Source organism: Clostridium sp. 'White wine YQ' (genome assembly GCF_028728205.1).
Taxonomy (GTDB): domain Bacteria; phylum Bacillota; class Clostridia; order Clostridiales; family Clostridiaceae; genus Clostridium_T.
Genome location: NZ_JAQYUU010000001.1, coordinates 1,558,729 through 1,571,981, shown reverse-complemented (window position 1 = coordinate 1,571,981; position 13,253 = coordinate 1,558,729). Strand labels below are relative to the sequence as shown.

The window sequence follows — 13,253 nt, the reverse complement described above, 5'->3', positions numbered from 1 at the left end:
ATCAAACGTTTATGAAGGTGGTATATACATGGTTCTTGAAGATATGAGTACGTACTTAAATTCAAATTTAATATTAGAAAATATGTTTAGAAACTCAAATGAAATTATGTTACTTATATATCCTTCAACAGGTAAAATAATTAAAGCTAATGAAGTGGCTTTAAGAAAATATGGATATACCAGTGAACAAATTGCTAACTTTTCAATTTATGACATAAGCAAAGATATCAAGAAAAAAGATGAGGGTCAAATATTAAGATTGCTAGAAGAAGGGAAAATTTTTGAAGATATTCATTATTGTAATAATGGAGAGAAATTTCCTGTTGAAGTTTTCCCTGTAAAGATTGGAAATGAAGAAAATAATGTAGTATTAATTATAATTAAGGATAAAAGTGATGAAAAAAAGAAAGAAGAAAATCTAAAAAATGAGCATTCTATGATGGAGGCTCTAGATAGAAGTATATTTAATGAGATTCCAATAGGTATATTTATTACTAATCATAATTTCATAGAGGCACTAAATAAAAAAGCAATAGAATTACTAGGTGAAGTAGATAGAAATAACGTTATTACAAGAAAAATTAGTGAATTTATATCTTTGAATCATCGAGAAGAATTTATTAAAAGAGTGGAAAACTTTGAAGTAGATAAGAAACCCTGTTTTTTTGAAACAAAAATATTAAGTGAAGGACATAAAAGAACACAAGTTGAGTGCTCTATTAATTCTTTAGGAGAAGACAAAAAAATAGTTGTATTTAAGGATATTACTATAAGAAAAAACATAGAAAAAAAATTAAGTGAGAGTGAAAGGAAATATGAAACATTATTAGGAACCTTACCAGACTATATTGGAGTTCATAGTGATGGAAAAATCATATTTGCAAATGAAAACTTAGCAAAATTAAATGGACTTAATAGTCCAAAGGATATGATAGGAAGAGAGTTTAAAAAAATAATTGATCCAAAATGGTATGAAACTATAGATGCTAGGTTAAAGGATTTAATTACTCATAATAGTGTGCTTTCACCACAAACATATTCTTATGATTATAATGGAACTGAAATTTTTTTAGAGGTAAACTCAAGAAAGATAATATATGATAATGAAGAATGTGTTATTTCAGTCTTAAGGGATGTAACTGATAAGATTAAATTAGAAGAATTAAAGTTAAAAATGCTTGAGGAAAAACTATTACTTGAGAAAACTTTGGAATATGACAAGATAAAAACAGACTTTTTATCTAATATATCACATGAATTAAGGACTCCTTTAAATATAATTCTAAGTTCTGTACAAGTTTTAGGTATGTATACAGATGATGAAGAAAAAATTAATATAGCAAAGATAAAAAATTATTTAAAATTAATGAAGCAAAATTGCTATAGATTATTAAGATTAGTAAATAATTTTTTAGATATAACAAAAATAGATGCAGGATTCTATAAATTAAATAAAAAAAATAGCGATATTATAAATATAGTGGAAGAAATTTCATCTTCTGTAGTAGAGTACCTTAAAGGTAAAAATATAGAATTAATTTTTGATACTGAAGTTGAGGAAAAAATCATTAGTTGTGACGAAGAGAAAATAGAAAGAATAATATTAAATTTGCTTTCCAATGCTATAAAATTCACTGAAGCTGGTGGTTGTATTAAGGTAAATATATACGATAGAATTTCAGAAATAATTATATCTATAAAGGATACTGGTTGTGGTATACCAGAAGATAAACTTCAAACTATATTTGACAGATTTACACAAGTAGAAAGTTCTCTAGCAAGGAAAAAGGAAGGGAGTGGTATAGGATTAAACCTTGTAAAGAGTCTTGTAGAAATGCATGGTGGTACTATAGAAGTAAAAAGTAAGCTCACCAAAGGTACAGAATTCTTAGTTCATTTACCTGTATTAATTGATGCAAGTTTTCATCAAGTTAATATAGTGAATACTAAAGATTATGAATTTAAGAAAGAAAAAAATATAGAAAAAATGAATATTGAGTTTTCTGATATTTACTCTCTTTAAGACGTGGTTGTATTTATTCTAAATGGGTTTTAATATGAAAGAAGGGTTATTATGAGATGTTCGGATGTAAAAGCTAGCATACATGAAAAACCAATTACATTGACTATTACTTCTAATAAAAAACCAGAGATATCCGATGCAATTATGAGCAAATGGCAGGAAATAGTTGATATTATGGCCATAACAATCAACATACCCATAGCACTTATTAAGCATATTAAAAATGAAGAAGTAGAAGTATTTATTACCAATAAGAATGGCGAAAACCCCTATGATAATGGAGATAGTAATGGACTTCTATCAGAGCTTTATTGCGAAACTATCGTTAGAAATAAACAAAAGTTTATAAAAAAAGATTTGGAATTTGAGGAATTTAAGATTGAGAATTCAAATAAGACGCTAAAAAGGGAATTTGATTTTGCAGTTCCAATCAAGTGGCCAGATGGAGAAGTTTTCGGAATAATTTGTGCCATTGGAAATAAAGAAAGTTTTACTAATAAAAATAATTATAAGCTTATCAAGATGCTAAAAGAAAGGTTAGAAATTGATTTAGAAGTACTGGTGGAAAAAGAAACTCTTCAAAAAGAAATGAAAGAAAGAAGAAATATTGAGGAGGATTTAATAAACCTAAGGAACACCATCGAAGAAAATAATAAGCTAATTTGCGAGAATATGGAATACGAAAACATTAGAAAAGAGTTTTTCTCAAATATTTCACATGAGTTAAGGACCCCTATTAATGTTATTTTATCTGCAATTCAGCTTATTGAAGTAACAAATATACCTGGCAAATCTCAAAACAAATTTGTTGGGAAATATTTAGACACTATGAAAAGGAACTGTTATAGGCTTATGAGAACATTTAATAATATAATTGAAGTTACTAAGGTTGATACAGATTATTATGATATAAACTTACAGAACATAGATATTGTAGATATAGTAAGAGAGGTTACTGAAGAAGTTGAGGAATATATCAAAGATACAGAGGTTAAAGTGGTCTTCAACTCAAAATTAAAGGAAAAAATTATTGCTGCAGATCCAGAAAAAATTGAAAATATTATATTAAATATTCTTTCAAATGCCGTGAAGTTCACTAAGTCTGGGGGAGGAGGAAAGATAACAGTTAATGTTTTTGAGAATGGAGAATCTGTATTTATTTCTGTTGAAGATACAGGAATAGGTATCCCAGAAGATAAGCTTGATATGATTTTTGAAAAATTTACACAGGTAAATAAGTCATTAACAAGAAATCATGAAGGCAGTGGAATGGGATTGGCACTTGTTAAGTCTTTAGTTGACAAGCATAATGGAAAAATTACAGTGAAAAGTAGTTTGGGGGTTGGTAGCGAATTTATTATTGAATTACCTATTAGAAATATTTGTGATGAAGTAGCAGTTGAAGCTTTAAATTACAATACATACGGTAATTTATATGAAAAGATTAAAATAGAATTCTCAGATATATATGGAATATGATGGTATAACATGGTAAAGGATTACTAATTTCCTATTAGTAATCCTTTACCATGTTATATTTATAGCTTAGGAACTTCATTTTCAGGATAGTATTTTTTGAAAGCATCATTATAATCTTCAGGTGTCTCAAAATACTGTACTTCACTTACATAAGGTCCTCTTTCACCCATAGCAATCTCTTTTTTAGTTACTTTGTTTAGATCTTTAGATTTCTTATCATCATTCATTTAAATCACCACCTTTTTATTCAAAGCCTCTTTTTTGAGCCTCAATTGCACTTTCATTTAAAGCAGGTTTTTCTAAAGTAGTGGTTTCATGATTTTTAGGCCATTGATCTTGAGTTTTTGAACCATTTCTTAAAAATTCTTTCTTTTCAAAAGTTCTTTTATTATCATTTTTCATACTAGTACCTCCTTAATATAGAGCACAAGGATAAGATTTTCTTCAAAATGTGTTTATGTAATTAATAAATTTAAAACTCTATAGTTAGTATTTACAATTTAATTCATTATAATTTAGTAGTTTTTTGTTAAAAACTCCTTATTTTCTAAAGTAGGGAAATTAAAGTTATAAATTGATTTGAATCACAGAAAACAAATTTAAAAAGCTATATTATAAACACATAGAAAATAAAATCTCGATTGGAGGAATATAAATGAGTTTTAAATTAAATGAAAAAGTTACTTGGGTTGGAAAGATTGATTGGGAACTTAAAAAGTTCCATGGTGAAGAATATTCTACACATAAGGGTTCTTCATATAATTCTTATTTAATAAAGGATGAAAAAACAGTACTAATAGATACAGTTTGGAGTCCATTTTCTAAGGAATTTGTTGCAAACTTAAAGAAAGAAGTAGATTTAAAGAAGATAGATTATATAATAGCAAATCACTCAGAACCAGATCATAGTGGTGGATTACTAGATTTGATGGAGGAGATTCCAGATACTCCAATTTATTGTACAAAAAATGGAGCTAAAATATTGAAGGGACATTATCACAAGGATTGGAATTTTGTAACTGTTAAGACTGGTGATACATTAGATATTGGAAAAAACAAATTAATATTTATTGAAGCTAAAATGTTACACTGGCCTGATAGTATGTTTACATATATGACTGGTGACAATATATTGTTTAGTAATGATGCATTTGGACAACATTATGCTTCAGAATATATGTACAATGATACTGTTGACCAATTTGAACTATATCAAGAAGCAATTAAATATTATGCTAATATATTAACACCTTTTAGTAAATTTGTAGTTAAGAAGGTTGATGAAATATTAGGATTTAATTTACCTGTAGATATGATATGTCCAAGCCATGGAATAATATGGAGAGATAAGCCGCTTCAAATTGTAGAAAAATATGTTGAATGGGCAAAAGATTACTCTGAAAACCAAATTACATTAGTATATGATACAATGTGGGGTGGAACTTCAAAGATGGCTGAGGCTATAGTAGAAGGAATAAAGAGTGTAAATTCGAACGTTACAATAAAACAATTAAATTCATCAAAGCTAGATAAGAACGATATAATCACAGAAGTATTTAAGTCAAAAATTGTTTTAGTAGGATCATCTACAATTAATAAGGGTATTTTATCTTCAACAGCTTCAATATTAGAAATGATAAAAGGATTAGAATTTAAAGGTAAAAAAGCAGCTGGTTTTGGAAGCTATGGATGGAGTGGTGAATCTGTTAAGATAATAACAGAAGAGTTAACTAAAGCTGGTTTTGAAATGATAAATGATGGTATAAAGGAACTTTGGAATCCTGATGAAGAAGCAATGGATAGATGTAAGGAATTTGGAAAGATAATAGCTGAAAAAATATAGATAACATTCATTAAAGTGGTAACTAAAGTTACGTATTTTATATAAATATTTTGGTAGAATTTGCTTATAAACTTATAAAAAGGAGATGATTTTTATGAAGGCATGTGTAGATAAAGATACATGTATAGGATGCGGATTGTGTGCTGCAATAAGTCCAGAAGTATTTGACATGGATGATGATGGAAAAGCAAAAGCAATCGAAAACGAACTTGGAGAAGATTTGTTAGCAAGTGCAAATGAGGCTTGTGAGCAATGCCCAGTATCTGCCATAACTGTAGAATAGAGAAGAAGCTTAGCGTTTATATTTAATATATGCTTAATAAGATTTATTTAATAGGAAACTATTATCGTGAGGGATTGCGATAATAGTTTTTTTAGTTGAAATTATTTTTTTTTATATAAGTGTCAGAAAATAGAAATAGTTTTCGTAAATATGGTATGGAAGAACTTGTATTTTAAAAAATAAATAAAATATTAAAGTGATTTTTTAAGGAGAGTGGCTTTATCATGGAAACAAATAATAAGAGTTACTACGGAATGATTGATGTATTACGATTGCTATTTGCTATTGCAGTAGTATCAATTCACACAATGGCTTTTCACTCAATAAATGAAAATTTATGGATTGCAACGAGCATGGGAATTAGTAGACTTGCAGTACCATTTTTCTTTATGGTTTCAGGTTATTTTTTATTTGACCGAATTCAATTAAAAAAAGAACCTATAGCAACATTGAAAAGATTACTAATTCTTTATTTTTCTTGGGTAACTATAGAGATTATAGCATTATTTCCGATGGTCTTAAGTAGTTTAGGAGCACCTCCTATAATTCTAATTGAGAGACTGTTGCTAATTGGAATAACAGGAAGCCTCTGGTATATATCCTCATTAATCATTACTGTTTTTGTAATAGCACCATTGCTAAAAAGAGATAAAGTATTTATTTTACTTTTGATTGGATTTGTATTATATCTATTTGGGACAACTGGTGATACTTATTATGGATTATTTCAAGCAACAATGATAAATCCATTGATTAAAGGGTACACATCAATATTTATGATGCCACAAGTAGGCGTTACAGAATCAATTCTTTTTGTGTCTTTAGGTGCATTCATTAATAAATATAAACTGTATAAAAAGATAAAAAAAGCAGGCTTGCTAAGTATAATTTCAATTATACTTTTATTGGTTGAAGCATTTATATTAAATAAAACTGGTGTTGCTAAAGATGCTAATATGTATCTGTCAGCAATAATTGCAGCACCTTTAATATTAATTTGGGCAATTAATTACAGTAAAAATATTTCAACTAAAATATCTAAAGCTTGTAGAGAGTACAGTATAGGAATATATTGTTCACATCAAATTATAATGATATGGCTTTCAGTACTTGCTCCAATATTATTTGCAAATACAATGATTAGATTTATTTGTTCTTTATTAATCTCCGCAGCATTAATTACAATTTTAAGAAAGACTAGAGTTAAAAAAATACTTTTAAAGTAAGTTAATAGGTGATGTTATAAAAAGATTAACAAATCTTACAGTATAAATATTTCAAATTAACCAAATGTAAAGATTACAAAGGGGCTGAATATAAATAATTTCAGTATATAAACAAGAGAGCAGAAATCGGTGATTTCTGCTCTTCATTTCTTTCAATTTTAGAAACTTAGATCTATAAGCGTTGAACTTTTTTGTTAATTACTTTTCAAATGCACTATATATAGCATTTACGGCCTTTTCAAAATCTGAAGTAGCAACACCTACTAATATATTCATCTCACTTGATCCTTGGTCAATCATTCTTACGTTTATATTTGCTTTTGCAAGAGCTGAGAATAATACTGCAGCTACTCCAGTAGCTTTGGCCATTCCGCGGCCAACGGTAGCTATAACAGCCATGTTTGGATAAACATCTATAGAATCTGGTGAACACTGTCTCTTAATTTCTTCAACTACTTTGTCCTTTTTATTCTTTAACTGAGAGTCAGCAATTACTAAGGAAACAGTATCTATACCTGAAGGCATATTTTCATAGGAAATTCCGTAAGATTCAAGAATTGATAAAATTCTTCTAGTAAAACCAAGTTCGGAATTCATAAGAGCTTTTTCTATAGCAATTACAGTAAAGTCTTTTCTTCCTGCAACTCCAGTAATTTTTCCGTGGTTTTTTACGTCTTGTATATCATCAACTATTAATGTACCTGGATCCTCAGGTCTGTTTGTGTTTTTTATATTTATATATATTCCAGCTTCTCTAACAGGGAAAATGGCTTCTTCATGTAAAACAGAAGCACCCATGTAAGAAAGCTCCCTTAATTCTTTATAAGTAATCTTTTCTATAGCTTTTGGATTATCTACTATTCTAGGATCAGCCATTAGGAAACCTGAAACATCTGTCCAGTTTTCATATAAACTAGCATTAATGCTTGCTGCGATAATAGAGCCAGTTACATCTGAGCCACCTCTAGAAAATGCAACAATTTCACCTTCTTCGTTAGCTCCATAAAATCCTGGAATTACTGCATTTTTAACCTTGGATAATCTTTCTTCAACCTTAATTTTAGTTTTTTCTTCATCGTAAGTGCCGCCTTCATTAAATACAATTATTTCGGCTGCATCAATAAACTCATATTCTAAATATTTAGCCAAAATAAGTCCATTTAAATATTCACCTCTACTAGCTGCATAATCAGCTGAAGCACCATTCCTAATATCTTCTTTAATTTTTTCAAGAGGAATATTGATATCAATATCTATTGATAAGTCGCTAACAATGCTGCAATATCTTTCTTCTATTAGTTTGAATACATCGTCAAAAGGAATAGAAGTTTTAACATGAGCATTACATAGATAAAGTAAATCAGTAATTTTATAGTCCTTGCTATCTCTTTTACCAGGAGCAGATGGAACTACAAATCTTCTATCTTTATTAGAAGATACTATGGATTTAACTTTTCTAAATTGCTCAGAACTCGCAAGCGAACTTCCCCCAAATTTTGCTACTATTGTGTTTTTCATATGTATAGCCCCCCAATTTTATAATAAAAAATAACAATATTATGATAACAATTTTAAAGCAAATATGCAATTCCAAAGAATAGAAAGATATATTATTTATGATTGAAAAATGGGCAAAATTTAAGAGAGGCTTTCACACGGGTAAAATGTGGGCCTCTCTTTTGATGAAGGGTAAAAATCTATACTAAAGCATTGTGTACTACTGTGTGCTGCAATAGTACTGCTTAGTAAGTAAACTGATGTTCCCTAAGGGATTAATTAAAGTTCTTAAAAAATCATTCTACTTTAGTATATTATATTATTAGAAAATAATCCACATATTTTTGCATATGAATAAAAATGAAATAATATTGTAAATATTATGGGAATGTTATGATATTTTCTAAAGTATTTAAATAAACATATTATAGAGAAAATAATATTGGAGGATGGATTCTTGGATATGAAAAAATATTATCATTGTAATATCAATAAGGATATTACCGTTTCAAATGATAAACTAAAATATTTAAGAGCTGATTTATTTAAAAGTAAGATGCATCCCTATAGTATTCTAAATCATTTTAAAATAAAGAAGTTTAGAAAATTATTTCAAAGTGGGTTTCCAGAACCAGCTATTGTTGTATCACTAAATCCGCTATTAATAGCAGCATATTCAGAGGATTTAGATTGTGTGGCAATATTATCCTATCCTAGAAGTTTAATTAAGGAATATAAACTAACGATAAGTACAAGACTGTTAACATTAAACACATATAAAACTGGAAATAGGTATGATGAAGACATAATTCCAGGTGAAAACCCAATGGGATTGTGGGTAGGATTTACTCCAAATATTGCAGAATTTCTTTCAGATGATACTGAGGCTATCAACATAAAGAAAAAGTCTATTCCAGAAGATTATTGGGGGAGAGTTTTTGAACTTGGCTTAAAATATGTAGACACATATCCATCTGTAAATAGGGTAGGAGCACCTCTATTATCTGAAAAAATTAATATTAAAATATAGAAGTTTTTAAGATCAAATAAACTATAAATTATTTGATCTTTTTTCTTTACAAGTAATTATATTTGTTATATATTATATATAACAAATATAATTAATAGAACATTAAAAGGAGGGATAGAATGTTGCTTAGAATTGATTTTCAAAGTGAAACACCTATTTATCTTCAACTTAAAAATCAGATTATTAGTGGTATAGCAAGCGGTGAACTTCAGCCAGAGGAAAGTCTTCCATCAGTAAGGCAGATGGCAGAGGATATCGGAATAAATCTTCATACAGTAAATAAAGGCTATAATTTATTAAAAGATGAGGGTTTTGTCACAATAGATAGACGAAAAGGTGCTATCGTAAATCCAATTCCAATTAGAAAAAATGAGGAATCCATTAGCATATTAAATGATGAACTAAGCAATATTATCGCGGAAGCCTATTGTTTTGGAATATCTAAGGAAGAATTTATTGGGACATGCAAAAAGTTATATGAAAAATATGAAAAATAAGATTTAAGGAGATAATTGTTATGAGTGAATTATTAACTGCAAATATAATAAATATTATTATTTTTGGTGTATTATATATTACCTTCATCCTTACCCCAAAATTAACAAGAAAAGATTTAATTTTTGGAGTATTTATTCCGTTAGATAGAGCTAAAGATAAGGAAATAAAAAGGATAACTAAACAATATGCCATAGAATTAACTGTCTTCACTTTAATAGCATTAGCGGCATACTTTTTTTTATTAAATGCTATTAATATGCTTCCAGGTGTTTTTATAATTTCCATTTTTGCTTTCATGATAGGATACTTTTTAATATTCTTGAGAGCAAATCATAAAGTTAAAAAATATAAGAGTGATAATAATTTAATGGAAAATAAGAAGCAAATGGTTTATGTAAATACTACAATGTCAAAAAAATTAAGAAGTGATGCAGTATTATCATTTTACTGGTTTTTGATTCCGCTAGGCATAGCACTTTTGAACTTAATAATACCACTCACGAAGTATGATGAATTGCCAACTAAAATTGCAATTCACTGGGGGATAGATGGAACAGCTAATAATTTTGTTGAAAAGTCAGTAGGAGCAGTTGTAACACAGGGTTTAGTGATGATGGGGGTTGTAATTTTGCTTATTTTTACTAACTATTCAATTGCAATTAGTAAAAATAGAATAGATGCAGCTAAACCAATTGCATCCTCGCAGAAATTATTTAAGTTTAAGAAAATTAATTCTTTATTTATATTTAGTATTGCTATTATAGTTTCGACTTTAATTACTTTACTGAATTTTAATTCATTAAACATTATTTCAGTGAACTTTAAACTACTAACACCAATATTAATTATAGTATTTTTAGTTATAATAATAATCCCTATAGCATTAGATATTAGATATGGTCAAGGTGGTAGTAATTTAAAAGATACAACAGAGGAAAAATCAGAAGATGACGTTACTAATATAGATGATGATGCTTATTGGAAATTAGGCTCAATTTACTATAATCCTAATGATCCTTCTATATTTGTTGAGAAGAGATTTGGAGTAGGCTGGACTCTAAACTTTGGGAATAAAATAGCTATAATTATTTCAGTTGTTCTTTTAATATTTATAATATCTATTTTGTTGTTTCCTATGATTTTTTCATAATACTTTAATAAAAGAAGTCTAGTGCACCTGCACTAGACTTCTTTTATTGGATAAACATCAAAATTTTTCAATTTAAAAATAAAAGTATAATAATAATCACCAAATGAAGAGGTACAACCGTAATCAATTAATACCATCTTATTACCAATAATTCCCCATGAATCAGTATGGTATAAATCTTCTTCAAAGAGAAAAAATTTGGTTTTTAATTCGTATAGTGGGGTGTTTATCCAATTAAGTCCATCTAACTTGGAAACATCTATTGAATTTTGACAACGAAACTTTGTAAGTGGAATAGCTCTTTTCATTATAAGATATTTAGGAGAATAATATAAAATAGGACATAATATGGTTTTAGTTAAAGATGAAGCTTTTGAAAATACATAGTATTCAACCGCATTTTGGTAAAAACCATCTTCTCCTTTAGATACCTTAAGAACAGTATCTTCATCAATGGCGAAGACTTTACGTGCAATACCTTCTCCTAAAAACTCAAAATTATCTTTTATATCTTTTCTTGACATGTTTTCTAAATTATTAATTAGCTTTTCCAATTTTTTAACCTCGTAAAAGTCAATCTAGTCTATATTACTCATAATTTTTAATATTTGACACACCATAAGGATATATTTATATCAAAAAAAATGGTGGTGGATTATATGAGCTATATTAATTTAAATGAGGTAAATAAAATTTCAGAGGAGGAACTAAGAGAAATATTTAAAGAACATTATAATAAAGGGCTTTATAAGGTTATGAAATCAATAGGTATAGATAAGATATTTCATAAGGCAAAAGGAACTCTTGTTTATGATGAAGAAGGTAAGGGATATTTGGACTTTATAGCAGGCTTCGGATCATTAAATATAGGACATAATGATGAAAGAATTCTAAACACTATAATTGAACATTCTAATACTCCAAATTTTATTGAACAAAGTGTAAATATATACGATGGAATTCTAGCAAATAATATTAATTATCTTACTAAAGGAGAATTGGGCAATTGTCATTTTACAAACTCAGGAACAGAAGCTGTTGAAGAGGCCATAAAATTATCAATGATGAAAAATAAGAAAGGTAAGATAATTTATTTCAAGAATGCCTACCATGGTAAAACTTTAGGTTCGTTAGCAGCCATGGGAAATAAACTTAAGAAAAATTATAATTATGTAAAGGGAACTTTTTTAGAAGCTCCATTTGGAGATATTAAGAAAGTTAAGAGTCTAGTAGATTCATATGATGTAACATCAATACTAATAGAGCCAATACAAGCTGAAGCAGGAATCATATTACCACCAGAAGGATTTTTAGAAGAACTAAGAGAACTATGCAATAAGGAAGATATATTACTAATCTTTGATGAAATTCAAACAGGAATAGGAAGATGTGGAAGTATGTTTATGTATGAACAAGTGGGAGTAGTACCAGATGTGTTACTACTAGCAAAATCATTAAGTGGTGGATATATTCCTATTGGATGCATAGCAATGAAAAAGAAGATATGGGATTCAGTTTATGGGAGTGCAAAAAATTCAACTCTCTTAGAAACTACTTTTGGAGGAAATAGTATGGCGTGTATAAGTGCCCTCAAAACATTGGAGATTATAAGAGATGATAAGTTAAGTGAGAAAGCAAAAGAAATAGGTGATTATACTATCTTGAAATTAAGAGAACTTATGATGGAACATCATCAAATATCAGCGATAAGAGGGAAAGGCTTATTAATAGGGGTTGAATTTGAGTTTTTAAAGAAGCTTAGAAGTAAAACAACTATGGAATTTTTTGTAGGGAAAATAATTGGAAGATTATTTAAGGATCACGCTATATTAATTTCTATTGCTAGCAATAATCCAGCTGTTTTAAAAGTGGAGCCACCTTTAACAATTACTAAAGATGAAATAGATTATTTCATAAATGCATTAAGAGAAACATTAAGCGATGATAAGTTATTTAGTACAATTCATGCAATTTTAGAGTAGTTAAGAAAACAAAAAAATAAGAATAAAAACTACTTTATAGTTCAAACTATATATGCAAATAAATTTTGAGGAGGAGATTGTCATGAACCAAAATAGAAGCATAGGGTGTATAGTTACTGAATGCAAATTCCACAGTGAAGAGGAACAATTTTGTTCATTAGACAAGATTCAAATTGTAAAACATGATAATAAAGCAAATAATATTCAACAAACAGATTGCGGAAGTTTTAAAGTAAAATAAT

Annotated in this window: 14 protein-coding genes; 10 read left to right on the top strand and 4 right to left on the bottom strand. The window is 28.2% G+C overall.

What is annotated here, in order from left to right; translation table 11 throughout:
• The first annotated feature begins 28 nt into the window (after nucleotides 1-28).
• Together PTZ02_RS07925 and PTZ02_RS07920 are read left to right on the top strand one after the other, a co-directional pair.
• A complete protein-coding gene (locus PTZ02_RS07925) occupies nucleotides 29-2,023 on the top strand; it encodes a PAS domain-containing sensor histidine kinase (RefSeq protein WP_274227249.1) in 1,995 nt (664 codons plus the stop codon).
• Between the two features lie 51 nt (nucleotides 2,024-2,074).
• Nucleotides 2,075-3,502: a sensor histidine kinase gene (locus tag PTZ02_RS07920; RefSeq protein ID WP_274227248.1), complete on the top strand. Its 1,428-nt coding sequence runs from the start codon at nucleotides 2,075-2,077 to the stop codon at nucleotides 3,500-3,502.
• Between the two features lie 59 nt (nucleotides 3,503-3,561).
• Here the strand turns inward: PTZ02_RS07920 and PTZ02_RS07915 are convergent, their stop codons facing one another.
• On the bottom strand, nucleotides 3,562-3,729 hold the full coding sequence (locus tag PTZ02_RS07915) for a hypothetical protein (RefSeq protein WP_274227247.1): 168 nt from the start codon (nucleotides 3,727-3,729) through the stop codon (nucleotides 3,562-3,564).
• A gap of 16 nt (nucleotides 3,730-3,745) precedes the next feature.
• Nucleotides 3,746-3,904, bottom strand: coding sequence for a hypothetical protein (locus PTZ02_RS07910; RefSeq protein ID WP_274227246.1), 159 nt, complete (start codon nucleotides 3,902-3,904; stop codon nucleotides 3,746-3,748).
• A 253-nt stretch (nucleotides 3,905-4,157) separates the two neighbouring features.
• On the opposite strand from PTZ02_RS07910, the gene PTZ02_RS07905 reads away from it, so the two are divergent.
• The 3 genes from PTZ02_RS07905 to PTZ02_RS07895 all read left to right on the top strand — a co-directional run bounded on the left by PTZ02_RS07905 (nucleotide 4,158) and on the right by PTZ02_RS07895 (nucleotide 6,854).
• Nucleotides 4,158-5,345: an anaerobic nitric oxide reductase flavorubredoxin gene (locus PTZ02_RS07905; RefSeq protein WP_274227245.1), complete on the top strand. Its 1,188-nt coding sequence runs from the start codon at nucleotides 4,158-4,160 to the stop codon at nucleotides 5,343-5,345.
• A gap of 94 nt (nucleotides 5,346-5,439) precedes the next feature.
• Nucleotides 5,440-5,628 carry a ferredoxin gene (locus PTZ02_RS07900; RefSeq protein ID WP_202765717.1) on the top strand — a complete coding sequence of 63 codons (189 nt, stop codon included), beginning with the start codon at nucleotides 5,440-5,442 and terminating at the stop codon, nucleotides 5,626-5,628.
• 224 nt (nucleotides 5,629-5,852) lie between these two features.
• Nucleotides 5,853-6,854, top strand: a complete 1,002-nt coding sequence (locus tag PTZ02_RS07895; RefSeq protein WP_274227244.1) for an acyltransferase family protein — start codon at nucleotides 5,853-5,855, stop codon at nucleotides 6,852-6,854.
• Nucleotides 6,855-7,052: 198 nt separating this feature from the next.
• On the opposite strand, the gene PTZ02_RS07890 is transcribed toward PTZ02_RS07895, so the two are convergent.
• A complete protein-coding gene (locus PTZ02_RS07890) occupies nucleotides 7,053-8,372 on the bottom strand; it encodes an aspartate kinase (RefSeq protein ID WP_274227243.1) in 1,320 nt (439 codons plus the stop codon).
• Between the two features lie 436 nt (nucleotides 8,373-8,808).
• On the opposite strand from PTZ02_RS07890, the gene PTZ02_RS07885 reads away from it, so the two are divergent.
• From PTZ02_RS07885 to PTZ02_RS07875, 3 genes are all read left to right on the top strand, one after another.
• The gene (locus PTZ02_RS07885) at nucleotides 8,809-9,381 is read left to right on the top strand and encodes a hypothetical protein (protein WP_274227242.1); all 573 of its coding nucleotides are present in this window, start codon (nucleotides 8,809-8,811) and stop codon (nucleotides 9,379-9,381) included.
• Nucleotides 9,382-9,500: 119 nt separating this feature from the next.
• Complete coding sequence (locus PTZ02_RS07880) at nucleotides 9,501-9,878, top strand: GntR family transcriptional regulator (RefSeq protein WP_274227241.1); 378 nt, start codon at nucleotides 9,501-9,503, stop codon at nucleotides 9,876-9,878.
• 20 nt (nucleotides 9,879-9,898) lie between these two features.
• The gene (locus PTZ02_RS07875) at nucleotides 9,899-11,029 is read left to right on the top strand and encodes a DUF1648 domain-containing protein (RefSeq protein ID WP_274227240.1); all 1,131 of its coding nucleotides are present in this window, start codon (nucleotides 9,899-9,901) and stop codon (nucleotides 11,027-11,029) included.
• A gap of 32 nt (nucleotides 11,030-11,061) precedes the next feature.
• Here the strand turns inward: PTZ02_RS07875 and PTZ02_RS07870 are convergent, their stop codons facing one another.
• The gene (locus PTZ02_RS07870) at nucleotides 11,062-11,583 is read right to left on the bottom strand and encodes a hypothetical protein (protein ID WP_274227239.1); all 522 of its coding nucleotides are present in this window, start codon (nucleotides 11,581-11,583) and stop codon (nucleotides 11,062-11,064) included.
• 105 nt (nucleotides 11,584-11,688) lie between these two features.
• Between PTZ02_RS07870 and PTZ02_RS07865 the strand changes: the two genes are divergently transcribed.
• Together PTZ02_RS07865 and PTZ02_RS07860 are read left to right on the top strand one after the other, a co-directional pair.
• The gene (locus PTZ02_RS07865) at nucleotides 11,689-13,011 is read left to right on the top strand and encodes an aspartate aminotransferase family protein (protein ID WP_274227238.1); all 1,323 of its coding nucleotides are present in this window, start codon (nucleotides 11,689-11,691) and stop codon (nucleotides 13,009-13,011) included.
• Nucleotides 13,012-13,093: 82 nt separating this feature from the next.
• A complete protein-coding gene (locus PTZ02_RS07860; RefSeq protein ID WP_274227237.1) occupies nucleotides 13,094-13,252 on the top strand; it encodes a DUF1540 domain-containing protein in 159 nt (52 codons plus the stop codon).
• The last annotated feature ends 1 nt before the right edge of the window (nucleotide 13,253 follow it).

What these genes read in the sequence shown, in the direction of transcription:
- PTZ02_RS07905 (WP_274227245.1), top strand. Translation starts at nt 4,158, where the DNA reads ATGAGTTTTAAATTAAATGAAAAAGTTACTTGGGTTGGAAAGATTGAT.
- PTZ02_RS07925 (WP_274227249.1), top strand. Translation starts at nt 29, where the DNA reads ATGGTTCTTGAAGATATGAGTACGTACTTAAATTCAAATTTAATATTA.
- PTZ02_RS07920 (WP_274227248.1), top strand. Translation starts at nt 2,075, where the DNA reads ATGAGATGTTCGGATGTAAAAGCTAGCATACATGAAAAACCAATTACA.
- PTZ02_RS07875 (WP_274227240.1), top strand. Translation starts at nt 9,899, where the DNA reads ATGAGTGAATTATTAACTGCAAATATAATAAATATTATTATTTTTGGT.
- PTZ02_RS07865 (WP_274227238.1), top strand. Translation starts at nt 11,689, where the DNA reads ATGAGCTATATTAATTTAAATGAGGTAAATAAAATTTCAGAGGAGGAA.
- PTZ02_RS07895 (WP_274227244.1), top strand. Translation starts at nt 5,853, where the DNA reads ATGGAAACAAATAATAAGAGTTACTACGGAATGATTGATGTATTACGA.
- PTZ02_RS07880 (WP_274227241.1), top strand. Translation starts at nt 9,501, where the DNA reads ATGTTGCTTAGAATTGATTTTCAAAGTGAAACACCTATTTATCTTCAA.
- PTZ02_RS07910 (WP_274227246.1), bottom strand. Translation starts at nt 3,904, where the DNA reads ATGAAAAATGATAATAAAAGAACTTTTGAAAAGAAAGAATTTTTAAGA.
- PTZ02_RS07915 (WP_274227247.1), bottom strand. Translation starts at nt 3,729, where the DNA reads ATGAATGATGATAAGAAATCTAAAGATCTAAACAAAGTAACTAAAAAA.
- PTZ02_RS07900 (WP_202765717.1), top strand. Translation starts at nt 5,440, where the DNA reads ATGAAGGCATGTGTAGATAAAGATACATGTATAGGATGCGGATTGTGT.
- PTZ02_RS07890 (WP_274227243.1), bottom strand. Translation starts at nt 8,372, where the DNA reads ATGAAAAACACAATAGTAGCAAAATTTGGGGGAAGTTCGCTTGCGAGT.
- PTZ02_RS07860 (WP_274227237.1), top strand. Translation starts at nt 13,094, where the DNA reads ATGAACCAAAATAGAAGCATAGGGTGTATAGTTACTGAATGCAAATTC.